This is a genomic window from Nonomuraea sp. NPDC052129, from assembly GCF_040680095.1.
GTDB lineage: Bacteria > Actinomycetota > Actinomycetes > Streptosporangiales > Streptosporangiaceae > Nonomuraea.
In genome coordinates this window covers 571,885-588,098 of record NZ_JBFAVX010000003.1, presented here as the reverse complement: position 1 = coordinate 588,098, position 16,214 = coordinate 571,885, and the positions used below count along the sequence as shown (strand labels likewise).

Genomic DNA, 16,214 nt, shown 5'->3' with positions numbered 1-16,214 from the left:
TCTACCCTGCCTCGATGTAGGCCTCCCGCAGATAGTCGTGGACCGCCTGCTCGGGCACCCTGAACGACCGGCCGACTCGGATGGCCGGCAGCTCGCCAGAGTGCACCAGGCGGTACACCGTCATCTTGGACACCCGCATGACCGTGGCCACTTCCGCCACCGTCAGGAACTTCACCTCACTGAGAGGTCTTTCGCCTGCACCCATCGGACGCCTCTTCCGCACGTGTTTACGGGTTATCCCCACTGGTGCCACTGCTCACGCACGTGTACTGCCGTCAGCGTAAGTCGGGACTCCGACAGCGCAAACCCCCTATTTTCTCAGCTGACGGAGCTACCTGTCAGCCAAACCAGCAAAATCGCTGGTTAACCACTGGCTTGAGCACCTCGCCTGGACGTTGGAACTGTCCAACTTGTCACACATAAGAGTCGCCCAGGCCCCATCAAAAGTTGGCAAAGGGACTGCGAGCCTCTCGGAATGCAGGCGCGAAAAGACGGTATGGGGATGACCGAATTGAACTCAAAGGGCCTGTGAGGCTCGTGTGACCAGATGGGCGATCAGCGGCTCGTAGTAGCGCGGTAGCACATTGTCATCCAGAGGTACGACCACGTCGATCTTGCCCTCGGCCTCGCCTAGGAAGAGTCCGGGATCGTTGCTGTCGGCGAACGCCACCGTCGGCACACCCGCCTCTCCAGCCGCTCCCGCCCAGCCGTGGTCGGCGATGACGAGGTCCGGCGTGACCTCGCCCAGTACGGTCAGCATCCGCTCCATCGGGGCGGAGTCGTGGGTGTGCACGAATCCGCCCTTGTCGTCGAGCATGGCGATGTCCTGGAGGTAGCGGATCTTACGGGCGCGTCCGAAACCCGACCCGGAGTAGGTCCAGCCCTCCGCCGGCGTCAGCAGCGTCGCCCCGCGCTCCACCGCGAGCCGGGCGAGCGCGAGGTGGACGACGAGCAGGCCCGTGGGGTGCCCGGTGGCGAACAGCAGCCGCGGCTTGTCCCGCGACAGCACGCCGGCGATCCGGTCGGCCATGGCGTCGAGCGCGTCGATCGTCAGGTCGGGGTCGATGGTGTCCTGGCCCCAGCGGTGTCCCGCGTCGGCCTGCACGCCCGCCGCCTTGACCATCTGCGCGAGGACGTCCCGGAACGACCACGGCTGCTCAAGGGTCAGTCCCAGCAGGTAATAGGGATCGCGGTTGGCCACCGAGCTGTAGTGGTCGAGATTGTTCTCGCGCGACGTGGCGACCTCGCCGGCGATCCGGGTGCGGACCAGGTGTTCGCGGAGTTGGTCGCGGCTGAGCACAGCTCTCCCTAAGGCATCGGGTCGAGGCCGTGCAGGGGGAAGACCGCCTGTCGGGTCGCCATGACCGCACGGTCGATGGGGTCTGCTGGGTCATAACCACCAGCTAGGTCACGAAATTCCGGATTTCTGCCATCCGTCATGGTCAGCGGGGGCGTCTCGCCCGTCCGCTCCCGTACGAACGCCCGCCAGGCCGGGGGTGTCTGGGTGGCCGGGTCGAGCGGATGCCCGGACAGCTCGGCCATCAAGTGCGTCCAGGCCCGCGGCACCACCTGGACCAGCTCGTAGCCGCCCCCGCCCGTCGCGATCCACCGGCCGCCAGCCGTCTCGTGCGCCAGCCGGTGCAGGGCGGAGTAGGCGGTGCGCTGGCCGTCGAGGCTGAGCATCAGGTTGGCGAGCGGGTCGAGCGCGTGGCTGTCACAGCCGTGCTGGGTCACCAGGATCTCCGGCCGGAACTCGCGCAGCAGCGGCGGCACGACCGCGTCGAAGGCCCGCAGCCAGCCCTCGTCTCCGCAGCCCGCGGGCAGCGCCACGTTGACCGCCGTGCCCTCCGCGCCGGTCTCTCCCGGATAGCCGGTGCCGGGGAACAGCGTGCGCGGGCTCTCGTGCAGGCTGATCGTCAGCACCCGGGGGTCGTCGTAGAACATCGCCTGCACGCCGTCGCCGTGGTGCACGTCGACGTCCACGTAGGCGATGCGGCCGACCCCCTGCGCGAGCAGCCAGGCGATGGCCAGCCCCGGATCGTTGTAGACGCAGAAGCCACTGGCGTTACCGGGCATCGCGTGGTGCAGACCGCCGGCGATGTTGACCGCGTGCTCGGCCGTGCCCTCCCAGACCGCGCGGGCGGCCGCGAGCGTCGCGCCCGCGATGAGCGCGGAGGCATCGTGTACGCCCTTGAAGGCCGGATTGTCGGACGTGCCGAGCCCCACAGACAGGTCGGCCCCACCGGAGGCGGAGACGCGCTTGACGGCCTCGATGTAGTCGCGCCGGTGCACCATGGCCAGTTCGTCGTCGGTGGCGGGCACACAGCCGACCACCTCGATCTTGTCCAGCACGCCGAGCTCACGGGCGAGCGCCATCGTCAGCTCCACCCTGACGGGCGCCAGTGGATGGCTCGGCCCGAAATCGTAGGAAGTGAGAGCATCGTCCCAGATGGCCCGTGCCGTAGAACTCATTCCCGCTCCCGTCCCTCGCCCTTGGAGCGACGTTACCGCAGCGTCAACAGGCCGCGTCCAGACGGTGACGGAGGCTGTTCCGGCGAAATATCGCCGCTTTTCAATAAGTGCCGCATAGGGTTGGATCATGCGCTTCATGCGACGCATCACGGCCGCATGGCGCTTCTTCAAGCGTCCGCGCGTCTTCGACATCACGCTGGTGACCGTGCTCGCCGGGGCCGCGAGCGTCGGCCTGGTCTCCGTGCTGCGCCAGGGCTACCCGGACGTCGGCGAGGGCGCCGCCCTCTTCATCCTCAGTACGTTCCCGCTGCTGTTACGGCGGAGCCGGCCCGTCACGGTCGCCGCGATCGAGACCGTCGGTGAGATCTTCGGCATGGCCGCCGGCATCGTGGCGTCGGCCAACATCTCCTCGACGATCGCCTTCTACAGCGTGGGCCGCTACACACCGGGCAGGACCGCCGCGCTCACCGCAGTCGGCGAGAGCGTGGTCTACGGCCTGGCCCACCACCTGATCAGGCCGGTGCCCGGCTCTTGGATGGCCGGGTTGTACCCGCTGGCCCCCATAGTCGTCGGGCAGCTCGTCAGAGTGCGCACCGAGCTCAGGGAGCGCGGCCAGCGGGAGGCCACCGAGAGCGCGGTCCGCGCCGAGCGGCGGCGCATCGCCAGGGAACTGCACGATGTCGTGGCCCACCACATCAGCGTCATCAACGTGCTGGTCGGCGGCGCCAGGGCCACCCTGCCGCCGAGCGAGGACGCCGCCCATGACGCCCTGGCCGGGGCGGAGCGGACCGCGCGCCAGGCGCTGGCGGAGATGCGCCAGCTCCTCAACGTGCTCAGGGCCGACGACCCGGTCGGAGCCGGCGGCGTTTTCACCACGGACGGGCTGCTCAGGATCGAGGGGGGCGCCGACGCCGCGACCGGGGTGGGCGCCGCCCGGCTGTCGGCGCTGGTCCAAGAGGCCGCGACCGCCGGGCTGCCTACGAGCCTGACCGTGATCGGCGAGCCCGTCACGCTGCCGGCGGCCGTCGACCACGCCGTCTACCGGATCGTGCAGGAGGCGCTGACCAACACCCGCAAGCACACCGTGGGGGCGCGGGCCAGCGTCCGGCTGGCCTACGAGAGCGAGGCGGTCGAGGTGGAGGTCATCGACGACGGCCTGCCCGCGGCGAGCGGCCGGACCGCCCCGGCCCCGGGGTTCGGGCTGGATGGGATGGCCGAGCGCGTGACGCTGTGCGGCGGCCTGCTGCGTACGGGCCCCCGTTTGGAGGGCGGCTTCCTGGTGCGCGCCCGCATTCCCCTGGAGACGACGTGATCACCGTACTGCTGGCCGACGACCACGCGCTGGTGCGCAAGGGCTTCCAGCTCATGCTCGACGCCCAGCCGGACATGCGCGTGGTGGGCCAGGCGGCCGACGGCGCGGAGGCGGTCGCGCTGTGCGAGCGGCTGCGCCCGGACGTGGTGCTGATGGACCTGCACATGCCGGGCCTCGACGGGGTACGCGCGACCGAACGGATCACCGTGGAGTCGCCCGGTGTGCGGGTGCTCGCGCTGAGCACGTTCGACCTGGACGAGAACGTGGTGGCGGCCCTGCGGGCGGGCGCCGCCGGGTTCCTGCCCAAGGACGTCTCCCCCGAGGAGCTGGTCGAGGGCGTCCGTGTGGTGCACCGCGGCGAGTCCGCCGTGGCGCCGCGCCTGCTGACCCGCCTGATCGGCACGTTCGTACGGGCGGCGCGGCCGCGTCGCCGGGCGGCCCCCACGACGCTGGACGGCTTGACCGAGCGCGAACGCGAGACGCTCGTCCTGATCGCCCGCGGCAGGTCCAACGCGGAGATCGCCGAGGAGCTGGACGTCTCCCCCTCGACCGTCAAGAACCACGTGACGAACCTGTTCGCCAAGATCGGCGTCCGGGACCGGGCTCAGGCGGTGATCGTGGCCTACGAGGCGGCGCTGATCACCCCTGGAGAGTAGGAGCAGGGTCCCAGAGGCCGCGCCCGCAACGGTCCTCCAGCAGGACGAAATCCCGTTCCCGTACGGCCACGCTTGGATCATGACCGCGATCCGGGCAACGAACCTGAGCAAGCGCTACGGCGGCACCGCGGCCGTGGCGGACCTGTCCTTCGACGTCGAGCCCGGCCAGGTGACCGGGTTCCTGGGACCGAACGGCGCCGGGAAGTCGACGACCATGCGCATGATCCTCGGCCTGGACCATCCGTCGGGCGGGTCGGCCCTCGTGGACGGCAGGCCGTACGGGGAGCTGCGGCACCCGCTGCGCAAGGTCGGCGCGCTGCTCGACGCCAAGGCCGTGCACGGCGGGCGCAGCGCCCGCAACCACCTGCTGGCCATCGCGCAGACCAACGCCATCCCGGCGAGCAGGGTGGAGGAGGTGCTGGAGGTGGTCGGCCTGACCAAGGTGGCCAAGCGGCGGGTCGGCGGGTTCTCGCTCGGCATGTCGCAGCGGCTCGGCATCGCCGCCGCGCTGCTCGGCGATCCGGAGATCCTGCTCTTCGACGAGCCCGTCAACGGGCTGGACCCGGACGGCATCCTGTGGATCCGCACGTTCATGCGGAAGCTGGCGGCCGAGGGGCGCACGGTGTTCGTCTCCAGCCACCTGATGAGCGAGATGGCGCAGACGGCCGACCACCTGGTGGTGATCGGCAAGGGCGCGCTGATCGCCGACACGAGCATGTCGGAGTTCATCGGGCGCAGCTCGCAGTCGTACGTACGGGTGCGCTCACCCCGCCTGGCCGAGGTGGCCGATCTGCTCAAGGTCGGTGACCTGCACGCCGACCACCTGAGGGTGACCGGGGTGACGCCGCTGGAGATCGGCACGATCACCGCGCGGGCCGGGTTGCCGCTGGAGGAGCTGACGCTCGTCCAGCCCTCGCTCGAAGCGGCCTACATGGAGCTCACAAAGGACAGCCTGGAGTACTCATCATGATCGACATTTTTCGCTCCGAATGGACCAAGATCCGCTCCGTCCGCTCGACGGTGTGGACCCTGGCCACCACCGCCGTGCTGATGCTGGGCTTCTCCATCCTCCTCAATGCCTCGGCCAAGGGCATGGCCACGAGACCGGGCTCGGGCTCGGAGGCGATCATGTTCAGCCTGACCGGGGCGATGATGGCCTCGATCTCCATGGCCACCCTGGGTGTTCTGGTGATCTCCAGCGAATACCGTACCGGGGGCATCCGCACCTCGCTCATGGCCGTGCCCCAGCGCATGCGCCTGCTGACCGGCAAGGTCGTGGTGTTCGTCGCGGTGTCGCTGGTCGTCTGCCTGGTCGCGTCGGCCGTCGCGGTGGGCGTCGGTTTGGCGATCGCCCAGCCGCCGTCCATCGAGATGGGGGAGGTGGCGCGGGCTACGCTCGGGTCCGGTCTCTACCTGACCGCGTGCGGGCTGTTCGGGCTGGGGCTGGGCACGCTGATCAGGCACACGCCGGGCGCGATCGTGTCGGCCATCTCGCTGATCATGGTGCTGCCCACGGTCGCGATCCAGCTCCCGGGCCAGTGGGGCAGGACCGTGGCCGAATACTTCACCACGAACGCCGGCTTGCTGGTCGTGTCCGGCGACAGCCGTGGCTCCTTGGGCCCGTGGAGCGGGTTCGCGGTCTACCTCGCCTGGGTGGCGGTCGCGATGATCGCGGGCGCCGTGCTGATGCGGCGCCGCGACGCGTAACCGCGTCACTCACTCAGCACGCCGCTCAACACATCACCAAGCACGTCACTCGGCGCGGAGGGCGATGACCGGGTCCAACCGGCCGGCCCTCCGCGCGGGCGCGACGCCGAAGAACACGCCCACCGCCGCCGAGACGCCGAACGCCAGCGCGATCGACCACCAGGTGATCGAGGCGGGCACCGGCGTGAGCGCCTGGATGGCGAGGGCGCCGCCGACGCCGAGCAGGATCCCGATGACGCCGCCGATCGTCGTCAGCAGTACCGCCTCGATCAGGAACTGGGTCAGTATGTCGCGCTGCCTGGCCCCGAGCGCCTTGCGCAGCCCGATCTCACGGGTCCGCTCCCGGACGCTGACCAGCATGATGTTGGACACGCCCACGCCGCCCACCAGCAGCGAGATGCCGGCGATCGCGGCCAGCACGCCGGTGAGCATGCCGAGCACGCTACCGATCGTGCCGAGCAGCTGGGTCTGCGTGACGGCCGAGAACTTCTCCCCCGGATACCTGTCGGTCAGCGCCGCCACGACCCGGCTCTGGAGCGGCTCGATCTCGTCGGGCCCGGACGCGCCTACCGCGATGCCGTTGACCCTGGCGATGCCGAGCAGCCGCTGGGCCGTCGTCACCGGGATGTGCACCTCCTGGTCGCGCGAGACCCCGAAGGTCTGGCCGATCTTGGCGTAGACGCCGACCACCCGGAATCGCGCCCCGGAGATCGTCAGCTGCCGCCCGATCGGGTCGAGGTCGCCGAACAGCTTGTCGGCCACCTCGGAGCCGAGCACGGCGACCCGGCGCCGGGTGTCGACGTCGGTCCCGCTCAGGTGGCGGCCCTTGTCGAGCGGGCGGTCGAAGATGTTGGTGAGGTTCTGGTCGGTGCCGACGATCGTGACGAACGCCTCGGTCCCGCCGACCCGTACGGTCTCGCCCGACTGCAGAGACACCGTCACCTTGGCCGGGTCGCCGACCACGCGCCGCACGTACGCGACGTCGGCCAGGTTGAGCTTGCTCTGGGTCGGCGCCGCGCCCACGGTGAGCCGGCCCGGGACGACCAGGATGATGTTGGTGCCCAGGCCGGAGATCTCCTTCTCCACCGCGTCCTTCGCGCCGGTGCCGACGGCCACCAGGATCACCACGGCGAGCACGCCGATGACGACCCCGAGCATGGTCAGGACGCTGCGCATCCGGTTGACCCGCAGCGCCTCCAGCGCCATGCCGAACGCCTCGCGCCCCCTCACCCCGCGCCGCCGCCGTCCCTCTGCTCGCTCTCCGCGCTTTCCCGGGCGCCGGTGTCCAGCTCGATCAGCCCATCGCGTACGTGGATCTGCCGCCGGGCGTGCCCCGCGACCTCCGGCTCGTGCGTGACCAGTACCACGGCCACCCCGCTGTCATTGTTGAGCCGGTCGAGTATGGCCATGACCTCGGCGCCGTTGCGGGTGTCGAGATTGCCCGTCGGCTCGTCGGCCAGCAGCACCTTCGGCTCGCCCACCAGCGCCCTGGCGATCGCCACGCGCTGCTGCTCGCCGCCGGACATCTGCGAGGGCCGGTGCTCCATCCGGTGCCCCAGACCCACCGCCTCCAGCGCGGCCCGCGCCCTGGACCGGCGCTCGGCCTTCCCGACCCCCCGGTAGACCAGCGGTAGCGCCACGTTCTCCAGCGCCGTGGTCCTGGCCAGCAGGTGGAACGACTGGAACACGAACCCGATGGTCTTGTTGCGCAGCTCGGCCAGCTGGGTGTCGGACAGCTGGGACATCTCCACCCCGTTCACCCGGAGCCGCCCGGATGTGGGCCGGTCGAGGCAGCCGAGTAAGTGCATCAGCGTGGACTTGCCGGACCCGGACGGCCCGATGATGGCCACGAACTCGCCGCGGCCGATGCGCAGCGACACACCGCGCAACGCCTCCACGGCGACGCCGTCGAGCTGGTAGCGCCTGGTGAGATCGACGGCTTCCAAAGCGGCGTCCGACGCGGCGGCGGTCATGGCAGTTGCTGCCCTTGCCGTACCGAGTCCGCGCCCTTGACCACGATCCGGTCACCGACCGACAGTCCGGTCAGCACCTCGACCACCGCCTCTCCCTGGGCGCCGAGCTTGACCACGCGGCGCTCCGCCGTACCGTTCCTGACCACCCAGACCACGCTCTCGCGCCCGCTGGAGACGATCGCGGAGGCCGGGGCCGCGATGGCGGCGGGCGACTCGCGGACCGTCAGCCGCGTCACCGCGCTCATACCCGGTTTGGGGGTGGGCGCCGCGGCGCCGTCGTCGAACCGGCCCGCGCCGAGCGTGAGCTGCACCGGGTAGCTGACGCCACCCGTCGTGCCGGGCATCGGCGTCACGCCGACGCCCGTCACCCGCGCGGTGTAGGCCGCGCCGGGGACCGCGTCGAGCTCGACCGTGGCCTTGGTGCCCTTCTTGACCAGCAGCACGTCGGTCTCGTCGATGTCGGCGGAGAGGGTGAGCTCGGAGATGTCCGTGACGGTGACGATCGGGTCGCCCGCCGACACGGGAACACCGGTCGCCACCGGCGTGCCACCGCTCGCCGAGCCGCCGGAGGTGTCGGCGGGCAACTGCTGGCCGCCGGTGGGCAGCTGGCTGAGCAGGCCGTTCAGGCTGCTTGCCGCGCCGCCGCCCGAAGGCCGGCCGAGCGTGACCACCCCGCCGAACGGCGCCTTGACGGTGAGCGACTTCACCGCGCTCTCCGCCGCCTTGACCGCGGCCTTCGCCTGGGACTTGGAGGCCGCCTGCAACGACGCCATGGACGACGTCAGCCCGCCGAACCCGCTGGTGACCCCGGCCAGCACGCTGTTGATCGACCGGTTGAGCTGCGCGGTGATCGACTTCAGGGCCCTGGTCTGCGCCTTGTGCTGGGCCTCGGCCAGGCCGATGGCGCTGAGCAGCTGCCTGCGGGCCTGGGCGTCGTCGATCTTCTTCGCCTCCCTGCGCGCCTTGGCGAAGTGCGCGGCCACCTTGCGGTCGAACGCGCCGGTGTCGAAGGAGGCGAGCCGGACGTTCGGGCGGCCCAGGCTCGGGGTCGCGGGCGCGGCCGACTTCGACGCCCGCCGGGCCTGCTTGAGCTGGTCCTGGGCCTGCGGCGAACGGATCTTGGCCACGATCTGGCCCTTGCGCACGTGGTCGCCTTCGCGTACGTACAGGTGGGCGATCGTGCCCTGGGCGGGCGAGCGGAGGGTGGCCGTGGCGCGGGCGCCGATGGTGGCGGGCGCCTCTACGACCTCGGTGACGGGGGCGCGCTTGACGTCGGCCAGTTGTACGGCGGCCGGTGCCTCGGCCGAGCAGCCGGTCAGCGCGAGCAGGACGAGCAGCGGGGGGATGCCGCGACGGATCGTCACCCGACCCATCGTAGGAGCAGGGTGCCCGGGGTGGCTTGGGCCTCCCGATCTCGGCCCGGACACAGCCCGGACTCACTCCGGCCCCAGCCCGGGGCCGGCTCGCGACTCAGCCCGAGCCCAGCCCGAGGCTCAGCCCGAGCCCAGCCCGAGGCTCAGCCTGAGGCCAGCTCGCGGCTCCGGTCGCGGGCGGCCTCGATGGCGGCCAGGAAGGCGGCGCGGACGCTGTGGCGTTCGAGCTCGGCGATCGCCGCGATCGTGGTGCCGCCGGGCGAGGTGACCGCCTCGCGAAGGATCACCGGGTGCTCGCCCGAGTCGCGCAGCATCACCGCGGCGCCGACGATCGACTGGGTGACCATGTCGAGCGCGGCGGCCCTGGGCATGCCGAGCAGGATCCCCGCGTCGACCATGGCCTCGACCAGGTAGAAGAAGTAGGCGGGCCCGCTGCCCGACAGCGCGGTGGCCGCGTCCTGCTGCGACTCGGGGATGCGCAGCACCTTGCCGACCGGCTTGAGCAGGTCCTCGGTGTGCTGGAGGTGCTCCTCGCTCGCGTGGGCGCCCGCCGAGATCACGCTCATCGCCTCGTCGAAGCGGATCGGCGTGTTGGACATCACCCTGACGACCGGCACCTCGACGCCGAGACGCTGCTCGACGAAGGCGCTGGTGATGCCCGCCGCGGCGGTGATCACCAGTCGGTCGGCGGGGACGTACGGGGCGATCTCGGCCAGCAGCGCCGCCATGTCCTGCGGCTTGACCGCCAGGATGATCGTCTCCGCGGCCTTGGCGGCCTCGGTGTTGGTCACGGTCCGCACGCCGTAGGCCTCGCGCAGCGCCTGCGCCCGCTCCGGCCTGCGGGACGTCGCCATGATGTCGCCCGGATCGAACCCCGCTCGCAGCAGCCCGGACAGGAGGGCCTCGCCCATCTTGCCCGTGCCCAGAATCGCAATCACCCCGGTAGCCTACCGAGCCGGTGCCGGCCGACCGGCGACCGGGCGAAGCTAGTGCCGGCCCACCGAAGCTAGTGGCGGCTCACCAGCGACCGGGCGAAGAAGGCCAGGTTGCGCGGGCGCTCGGCGAGGCGGCGCATGAGGTAGGCGTACCAGTCGGCGCCATAGGGCACGTAGACGCGCACCTGCGCGCCGAGCCCGGCCAGCCGGGCCTGCTCGGCGGGCCGCACGCCGTACAGCATCTGATACTCGAAGCCCGTCGCGTCCCGCCCGGTGAGTACGGCCAGCGCCGAGGCGATCTCCACCAGCCGCGGGTCGTGCGTGGCGACCATGGGGTAGCCGGTGCCCGCCATCAGCACCTTGAGGCAGCGCGCGAACGACCGGTCGATGTCGGCCCGGGAGGTGAGGGCGCCGGGCGCGCTGTAGGCGCCCTTGCAGAGCCGTACGCGGGCGCCGTCGAGCCGCTCGCAGCGCTCACGGGCGTCCGGCAGGTACGCCTGCACCACGATGCCCAACTCGGGATGCTCCTTGCGCAGCGTGGCGTGCATGGAGTCGAGCCTGGCGATCGTGTCGTGCTCCTCGGCGTCGAGGGTGACCGTCACTCCCCTGGCCGCGGCGGCCTCGCAGACGGTGGCCGCGTTGTCGAGCGCGAGTCGCTCGGACAGCCGCAGCCCCAGCGCGGTCAGCTTGACCGACACGTCGGCGTCGCGGGGCAGCCGGCCGAGCAGCGCGAGGTAGCCCTGAACCGCACGCTCGACCTGCGTCCGGTCGGTGACGTCCTCGCCCAGGCGGGCGATGGTGACGAGCAGCCCGTCGCGGGTCAGCCGGGCGACGACCGCTTCGACGTCGTCGGCGACATAGCGTCTGACCACGTCTCTGGTCAGCGGCGAGGTGGTGACGACCCGCTCGACGAGGTCGCTCCTGGATAGGGCTAGCAGGGCCTGACGCAGCACATGTTCCACCCTAACTTCGCCGGCGCGATACCCGCCGGATTCGGTAGCTGAACCTGCGAGCCGTCCCATTCGTCCAAGAGGTATGCGCACAATGACAGCGACTCTTCTGGCCGGATGTCTGGTGCTTGCGACGAGTTGCGGGGCCCCGGCGCCTGCCAAGCAGGCCACTGCCCCCGCCCCACAGACGCCGGTCACCACTGACCCCGTGGCGAGTGTTCCCGCTGAGACCACTCCCACGAAGGCTCCGAAACCGGTCAAGCCCACGGGCGACACCATCAACACGCACAAGGTCCGCTGGACCAAGGCGCAACCGACGTCCCACGGCCGCAAGCTCAAGCTCATCTGGTGGTCGGGCGTGGCCCCGTGCACCGTCCTGGACCGGGTGAAGGTCAAGGAGACGCGCAAGAGCGTCAAGGTCACCCTGTACGAGGGCACCGCCCCGAAGGCCAAGGACGTCGCCTGCATCATGATCGCGGTGGAGAAGACGACGACCGTCAAGCTCAAGACCCCGCTCGGCAAGCGCAAGGTGCTGGACGGCGCCAAGCCCTGAACCTCTCAACAGACCCAGACCCCGGCACACGACCCCTGTCGCGCCGGCGCCCGCCAGTTTCGGGCGGGAGACTTTCAGGAGGGGAACGACGAGACCCCGGCACGCGACCCTTGTCGTGCCGGGGTCTCGTCAGGGTTTGAGGGGGGAACTCTCAGGGGGAATACGGGTGCCCGGGGTCAGGTTGAGTCGAGTAGGCTCAAGCTGTTTGACAAACACCCCGGGCATTCGTACGTTGAGTCTGACCGACTCAACTTTAACTACAGGGACGTACTCATGGCACGTGCGGTAGGTATCGACCTTGGGACGACCAACTCCGTCGTCTCGATCCTCGAGGGCGGTGAGCCCACCGTCATCGCCAACGCGCAGGGCTCGCGGACCACGCCGTCCGTGGTCGCCTTCGCTAAGAACGGCGAAGTCCTGGTCGGCGAGGTCGCCAAGCGACAGGCCGTCACCAACGTGGACCGGACCATCCGCTCCGTCAAGCGGGAGATGGGCACCAACTGGTCCCAGGAGATCGACGGCAAGAAGTTCTCCCCCCAGCAGATCAGCGCCTTCGTGCTGCAGAAGCTGAAGCAGGACGCCGAGGCCTACCTGGGCGAGAAGATCACCGACGCGGTGGTCACCGTCCCGGCCTACTTCAACGACGCGCAGCGCCAGGCCACCAAGGAGGCCGGCACGGTCGCGGGCCTCAACGTGCTCCGCATCATCAACGAGCCCACCGCGGCGGCCCTCGCCTACGGGCTCGACAAGGAGCAGGACCAGACGATCCTGGTCTTCGACCTCGGCGGCGGCACCTTCGACGTGTCCCTGCTCGACGTCGGCCAGGAGGACGGCCACGGCTTCGTCGAGGTCAAGGCGACCTCCGGCGACAACCACCTCGGTGGTGACGACTGGGACCAGCGGGTCGTCGACGAGCTGGCCAACCGGTTCAAGAACGCCCACGGCGTCGACCTGTCCAAGGACAAGATGGCGCTCCAGCGCCTGCGTGAGGCCGCCGAGAAGGCCAAGATCGAGCTGTCCAGCCAGGCCGAGACCAACATCAACCTGCCCTACATCACCGCCTCCTCCGAGGGCCCGCTGCACCTCGACGAGAAGCTGACCAGGGCCGAGTTCCAGCGGCTGACCGCCGACCTGCTCGAGCGGACCAAGGGCCCGTTCCACCAGGTCATCAAGGACGCCGGCATCAAGGTCTCCGACATCGCCCACGTGGTGCTCGTCGGCGGCTCGACCCGCATGCCCGCCGTCTCCGAGCTCGTCAAGGAGCTGACCGGCGGCAAGGAGCCCAACAAGGGCGTCAACCCGGACGAGGTCGTCGCCATCGGCGCCGCCCTGCAGGCCGGTGTGCTCAAGGGTGAGGTCAAGGACGTCCTGCTGCTCGACGTGACCCCGCTGTCGCTGGGCATCGAGACCAAGGGCGGCATCTTCACCAAGATCATCGAGCGCAACACGACGATCCCGACCAAGCGCTCCGAGGTCTTCACCACGGCCGAGGACAACCAGCCGTCGGTGCAGATCCAGGTCTACCAGGGCGAGCGTGAGATCGCCTCTTACAACAAGAAGCTGGCCACCTTCGAGCTGACCGGCATCGCCCCGGCGCCGCGCGGCATCCCGCAGATCGAGGTCACCTTCGACATCGACGCCAACGGCATCGTCAACGTCTCCGCCAAGGACCTGGGCACGGGCAAGGAGCAGACGATGACGATCACCGGCGGCTCCGCGCTGCCGAAGGACGACATCGAGCGGATGATGCGCGAGGCCGAGTCCTACGCCGACGAGGACAAGAAGCGCCGCGAGGAGGCCGAGGTCCGCAACAACGCCGACGGGCTCGCCTACCAGACGGAGAAGTTCCTCCGCGAGAACGACGACAAGGTCCCCGGCGAGATCAAGACCGAGGTCGAGGAGTCGCTCGCCGAGCTGAAGAAGGCTCTGGAGGGCACCGACACCGACGTCATCCGTACCTCGGCCGAGAAGCTCGCGACCGTCAGCCAGAAGATGGGCTCGGCGATCTACGCGCAGAGCCAGGGCCAGCAGCCCGGCGGCGAGGGCGCCCCGCAGGACGCCGCGGCCGACGAGCAGCAGAAGGCCGATGACGACGTGGTCGAAGCCGAGATCGTCGACGAAGACCAGCCGAAGAAGGACAAGTGATGCCGACGCGTGACAACGGGCACGACGAGCCGGTGATCCGCGACAATCGCAAGATCGACCCGGAGACGGGTCAGGTGCGCGAACGACCGCAGGACCAGGACGCTCCCCCTCCTCCCGCCGCCAGTGAGGCGGCGGCGCAGGACGGAGACCTGCTGGCGCAGCTCTCCGAGCGGACGTCCGACCTGCAGCGCCTCCAGGCGGAATACACCAACTACCGCAGGCGGGTCGAACGTGACCGCAGCGCCGTGCGGGAGCAGGCCGTCGCGAGCGCCCTCCAGGAGCTCCTGCCCGTGCTCGACGACATCGGCCGGGCGCGTGATCACGGCGAGCTCACCGGTGGCTTCGCGAAGGTGGCAGAGTCACTGGAAGCGGCCGTCACCAAGCTCGGGCTCAACTCCTTCGGCCAGAAGGGCGACCCGTTCGACCCGACCGTCCACGAGGCGCTGATGCACAGCTACTCGCCGGACGTCACCGAGCCGACCGCGATCGAGGTGCTCCAGCCCGGTTACCGGATGGGTGACCGGGTGCTTCGCCCGGCGCGGGTGGCCGTGGCGGAGCCAGAAGACGCCCCCCCGGCGTCCGACGACGACAACTGACGAAGAACGAAGGGCGATAGATGAGCACCAAGGACTACCTGGAGAAGGACTACTACGCCGTCCTTGGTGTGCCCAAGTCAGCCACGGCCGATGACATCAAGAAGGCCTACCGCAAGCTGGCCAGGCAATACCACCCCGACACCAACCAGGGCGACGTGACCAAGGAGGCCAAGTTCAAGGAGATCTCCGAAGCCAACGACGTCCTGTCCGACAGCAAGCGCCGCAAGGAATACGACGAGGCGCGCACGCTGTTCGGGTCCGGGGTGGGCGGTCAGCGTCCCGGCAGTGGCGGCTTCCCGTTCGACTTCGGCGACCTGTTCGGGGGCACCGCCAACCAGCAGCAGCAGGGCCACGGGGCGGGTGAGCGGCTCGGCGACCTGTTCGGCGGGCTGTTCAACCGCGGTGGCGGCGGCTCGGCCCGTACGACCAGCGCCACCAGGCCGCGACGTGGCCAGGACGTCGAGTCCGAGGTCACGCTCACCTTCTCCGAAGCGGTCGACGGCTCCACGGTGTCGCTCAGAATGACCAGCTCGGCCGCCTGCACGGCCTGCAGCGGCACCGGGGCCAAGGCCGGCACCACCCCACGGGTCTGCCCGACCTGTGAGGGCACGGGGGCGGCCAGCCGCAACCTGGGCAACTTCGCCTTCTCCGAGCCCTGCCGCGACTGCAAGGGCCGCGGCCTGCTCGTGGACGACCCCTGCCCCGTGTGCGAGGGCAGCGGCCGGGCCAAGAGCACCCGCAACATCCAGGCGCGCATCCCCGCGGGGGTGGCCGACGGGCAGCGGGTCAAGCTCAAGGGCAAGGGCGCCCCGGGCGAGAACGGCGGCCCGGCCGGCGATCTCTACATCCTCACGCACGTCAAACCGCACGCCGTCTTCGGCAGGACGGGCGACAACCTGACCATCACCGTGCCGGTGACGTTCTCCGAGGCCGCGCTCGGCGCCGAGATCAAGGTGCCGATACTCAAGGGGCTGCCGGTCACGCTGCGCATCCCGACGGGCACGCCCAACGGCCGCACGTTCAGGGTCCGTGGCAGGGGCGTCGCCCGCAAGGACGGCACCAAGGGCGACCTGCTCGCCACCGTCGAGGTGCTCGTCCCCAAGACACTGGACGACAAGTCCCGCGAGCTCCTCACGGAGTTCAACACCGCGACGGCGGGCGAGGACCCGCGGGCTGATCTCATACAGAGAGCCAGAAGCGAGTAGCCGATGGACGCCAACTATTTCGACCTGTCAGATGAGACTCCGGTCTATGTGATCTCGGTGGCCGCGCAGCTGTCGGGCCTCCATCCACAGACCTTGCGACAGTACGACCGGCTCGGACTGGTTTGTCCAGGCCGCACGGCGGGGCGCGGCCGCCTCTACTCCACCCGCGACATCATCCAGCTCCGCGAGGTCCAGCGGCTCTCCCAGGAGGAGGGCATCAACCTCGCGGGCATCAAGCGGATTCTCGAGCTCGAGAACGAGGCTCTGCGGCTGCGTGAGGAGGTTCACCGCCTCCGCGCTGAGATGCAGATGGTCAGGGCGCTGATCCGCTACGAGC

The 16,214-nt window shown here is 70.0% G+C and carries 16 protein-coding genes and 1 pseudogene; 9 read left to right on the top strand and 8 right to left on the bottom strand.

Annotated elements, in window-relative coordinates; translation table 11 throughout:
* Nucleotide 1 precedes the first annotated feature (1 nt).
* The 3 genes from AB0L53_RS10850 to AB0L53_RS10840 all read right to left on the bottom strand — a co-directional run bounded on the left by AB0L53_RS10850 (nt 2) and on the right by AB0L53_RS10840 (nt 2,472).
* The gene (locus AB0L53_RS10850) at nt 2-205 is read right to left on the bottom strand and encodes a helix-turn-helix domain-containing protein (protein WP_026214222.1); all 204 of its coding nucleotides are present in this window, start codon (nt 203-205) and stop codon (nt 2-4) included.
* 312 nt (nt 206-517) lie between these two features.
* Nucleotides 518-1,300, bottom strand: coding sequence for a phosphatase (locus tag AB0L53_RS10845; RefSeq protein WP_358546618.1), 783 nt, complete (start codon nt 1,298-1,300; stop codon nt 518-520).
* An 8-nt stretch (nt 1,301-1,308) separates the two neighbouring features.
* A complete protein-coding gene (locus AB0L53_RS10840) occupies nt 1,309-2,472 on the bottom strand; it encodes an acetoin utilization protein AcuC (protein ID WP_363992737.1) in 1,164 nt (387 codons plus the stop codon).
* Nucleotides 2,473-2,608: 136 nt separating this feature from the next.
* Between AB0L53_RS10840 and AB0L53_RS10835 the strand changes: the two genes are divergently transcribed.
* From AB0L53_RS10835 to AB0L53_RS10820, 4 genes are all read left to right on the top strand, one after another.
* Nucleotides 2,609-3,784 carry a histidine kinase gene (locus tag AB0L53_RS10835; RefSeq protein WP_363992736.1) on the top strand — a complete coding sequence of 392 codons (1,176 nt, stop codon included), beginning with the start codon at nt 2,609-2,611 and terminating at the stop codon, nt 3,782-3,784.
* Entirely contained in the window at nt 3,781-4,440 is a 660-nt protein-coding gene (locus tag AB0L53_RS10830) for a response regulator transcription factor (RefSeq protein WP_358546627.1), read from the top strand. Before AB0L53_RS10835 ends, AB0L53_RS10830 begins: the two co-directional genes overlap by 4 nt.
* Before the next feature lie 79 nt (nt 4,441-4,519).
* The gene (locus AB0L53_RS10825; RefSeq protein WP_363992735.1) at nt 4,520-5,410 is read left to right on the top strand and encodes an ABC transporter ATP-binding protein; all 891 of its coding nucleotides are present in this window, start codon (nt 4,520-4,522) and stop codon (nt 5,408-5,410) included.
* A complete protein-coding gene (locus AB0L53_RS10820) occupies nt 5,407-6,147 on the top strand; it encodes an ABC transporter permease subunit (protein ID WP_363992734.1) in 741 nt (246 codons plus the stop codon). The genes AB0L53_RS10825 and AB0L53_RS10820 overlap by 4 nt, the downstream gene beginning before the upstream one ends.
* Nucleotides 6,148-6,192: 45 nt before the next feature.
* Here AB0L53_RS10820 and AB0L53_RS10815 read toward each other — a convergent pair whose 3' ends face one another.
* From AB0L53_RS10815 to AB0L53_RS10795, 5 genes are all read right to left on the bottom strand, one after another.
* Nucleotides 6,193-7,377: an ABC transporter permease gene (locus tag AB0L53_RS10815; RefSeq protein WP_363992733.1), complete on the bottom strand. Its 1,185-nt coding sequence runs from the start codon at nt 7,375-7,377 to the stop codon at nt 6,193-6,195.
* The gene (locus tag AB0L53_RS10810) at nt 7,374-8,120 is read right to left on the bottom strand and encodes an ABC transporter ATP-binding protein (RefSeq protein WP_363992732.1); all 747 of its coding nucleotides are present in this window, start codon (nt 8,118-8,120) and stop codon (nt 7,374-7,376) included. Before AB0L53_RS10810 ends, AB0L53_RS10815 begins: the two co-directional genes overlap by 4 nt.
* Complete coding sequence (locus tag AB0L53_RS10805; RefSeq protein ID WP_363992731.1) at nt 8,117-9,484, bottom strand: HlyD family efflux transporter periplasmic adaptor subunit; 1,368 nt, start codon at nt 9,482-9,484, stop codon at nt 8,117-8,119. The genes AB0L53_RS10810 and AB0L53_RS10805 overlap by 4 nt, the downstream gene beginning before the upstream one ends.
* 152 nt (nt 9,485-9,636) lie before the next feature.
* Nucleotides 9,637-10,431, bottom strand: coding sequence for a pyrroline-5-carboxylate reductase (proC, locus tag AB0L53_RS10800; RefSeq protein ID WP_357954599.1), 795 nt, complete (start codon nt 10,429-10,431; stop codon nt 9,637-9,639).
* A 68-nt stretch (nt 10,432-10,499) separates the two neighbouring features.
* Nucleotides 10,500-11,381, bottom strand: coding sequence for a proline dehydrogenase family protein (locus AB0L53_RS10795; RefSeq protein ID WP_363992730.1), 882 nt, complete (start codon nt 11,379-11,381; stop codon nt 10,500-10,502).
* Between the two features lie 205 nt (nt 11,382-11,586).
* Between AB0L53_RS10795 and AB0L53_RS10790 the strand changes: the two genes are divergently transcribed.
* From AB0L53_RS10790 to AB0L53_RS10770, 5 genes and pseudogenes are all read left to right on the top strand, one after another.
* The gene (locus AB0L53_RS10790) at nt 11,587-11,931 is read left to right on the top strand and encodes a hypothetical protein (RefSeq protein ID WP_363992729.1); all 345 of its coding nucleotides are present in this window, start codon (nt 11,587-11,589) and stop codon (nt 11,929-11,931) included.
* Between the two features lie 273 nt (nt 11,932-12,204).
* A complete protein-coding gene (gene dnaK / locus AB0L53_RS10785) occupies nt 12,205-14,076 on the top strand; it encodes a molecular chaperone DnaK (RefSeq protein ID WP_363992728.1) in 1,872 nt (623 codons plus the stop codon).
* Nucleotides 14,076-14,672 carry a nucleotide exchange factor GrpE gene (grpE, locus tag AB0L53_RS10780; protein WP_358546655.1) on the top strand — a complete coding sequence of 199 codons (597 nt, stop codon included), beginning with the start codon at nt 14,076-14,078 and terminating at the stop codon, nt 14,670-14,672. The genes dnaK and grpE overlap by 1 nt, the downstream gene beginning before the upstream one ends.
* Nucleotides 14,673-14,692: 20 nt before the next feature.
* Nucleotides 14,693-15,877 (top strand): molecular chaperone DnaJ, encoded by a 1,185-nt coding sequence (gene dnaJ / locus AB0L53_RS10775; RefSeq protein ID WP_363992727.1) that lies wholly within the window; start codon nt 14,693-14,695, stop codon nt 15,875-15,877.
* 3 nt (nt 15,878-15,880) lie between these two features.
* Nucleotides 15,881-16,186 (top strand): annotated as a pseudogene (locus tag AB0L53_RS10770) (helix-turn-helix transcriptional regulator); the annotation flags it as partial.
* Nucleotides 16,187-16,214 lie beyond the last annotated feature (28 nt).

What these genes read in the sequence shown, in the direction of transcription:
- AB0L53_RS10850 (WP_026214222.1), bottom strand. Translation starts at nt 205, where the DNA reads ATGGGTGCAGGCGAAAGACCTCTCAGTGAGGTGAAGTTCCTGACGGTG.
- AB0L53_RS10840 (WP_363992737.1), bottom strand. Translation starts at nt 2,472, where the DNA reads ATGAGTTCTACGGCACGGGCCATCTGGGACGATGCTCTCACTTCCTAC.
- AB0L53_RS10835 (WP_363992736.1), top strand. Translation starts at nt 2,609, where the DNA reads ATGCGACGCATCACGGCCGCATGGCGCTTCTTCAAGCGTCCGCGCGTC.
- AB0L53_RS10825 (WP_363992735.1), top strand. Translation starts at nt 4,520, where the DNA reads ATGACCGCGATCCGGGCAACGAACCTGAGCAAGCGCTACGGCGGCACC.
- AB0L53_RS10820 (WP_363992734.1), top strand. Translation starts at nt 5,407, where the DNA reads ATGATCGACATTTTTCGCTCCGAATGGACCAAGATCCGCTCCGTCCGC.
- AB0L53_RS10810 (WP_363992732.1), bottom strand. Translation starts at nt 8,120, where the DNA reads ATGACCGCCGCCGCGTCGGACGCCGCTTTGGAAGCCGTCGATCTCACC.
- dnaK (WP_363992728.1), top strand. Translation starts at nt 12,205, where the DNA reads ATGGCACGTGCGGTAGGTATCGACCTTGGGACGACCAACTCCGTCGTC.
- grpE (WP_358546655.1), top strand. Translation starts at nt 14,076, where the DNA reads ATGCCGACGCGTGACAACGGGCACGACGAGCCGGTGATCCGCGACAAT.
- dnaJ (WP_363992727.1), top strand. Translation starts at nt 14,693, where the DNA reads ATGAGCACCAAGGACTACCTGGAGAAGGACTACTACGCCGTCCTTGGT.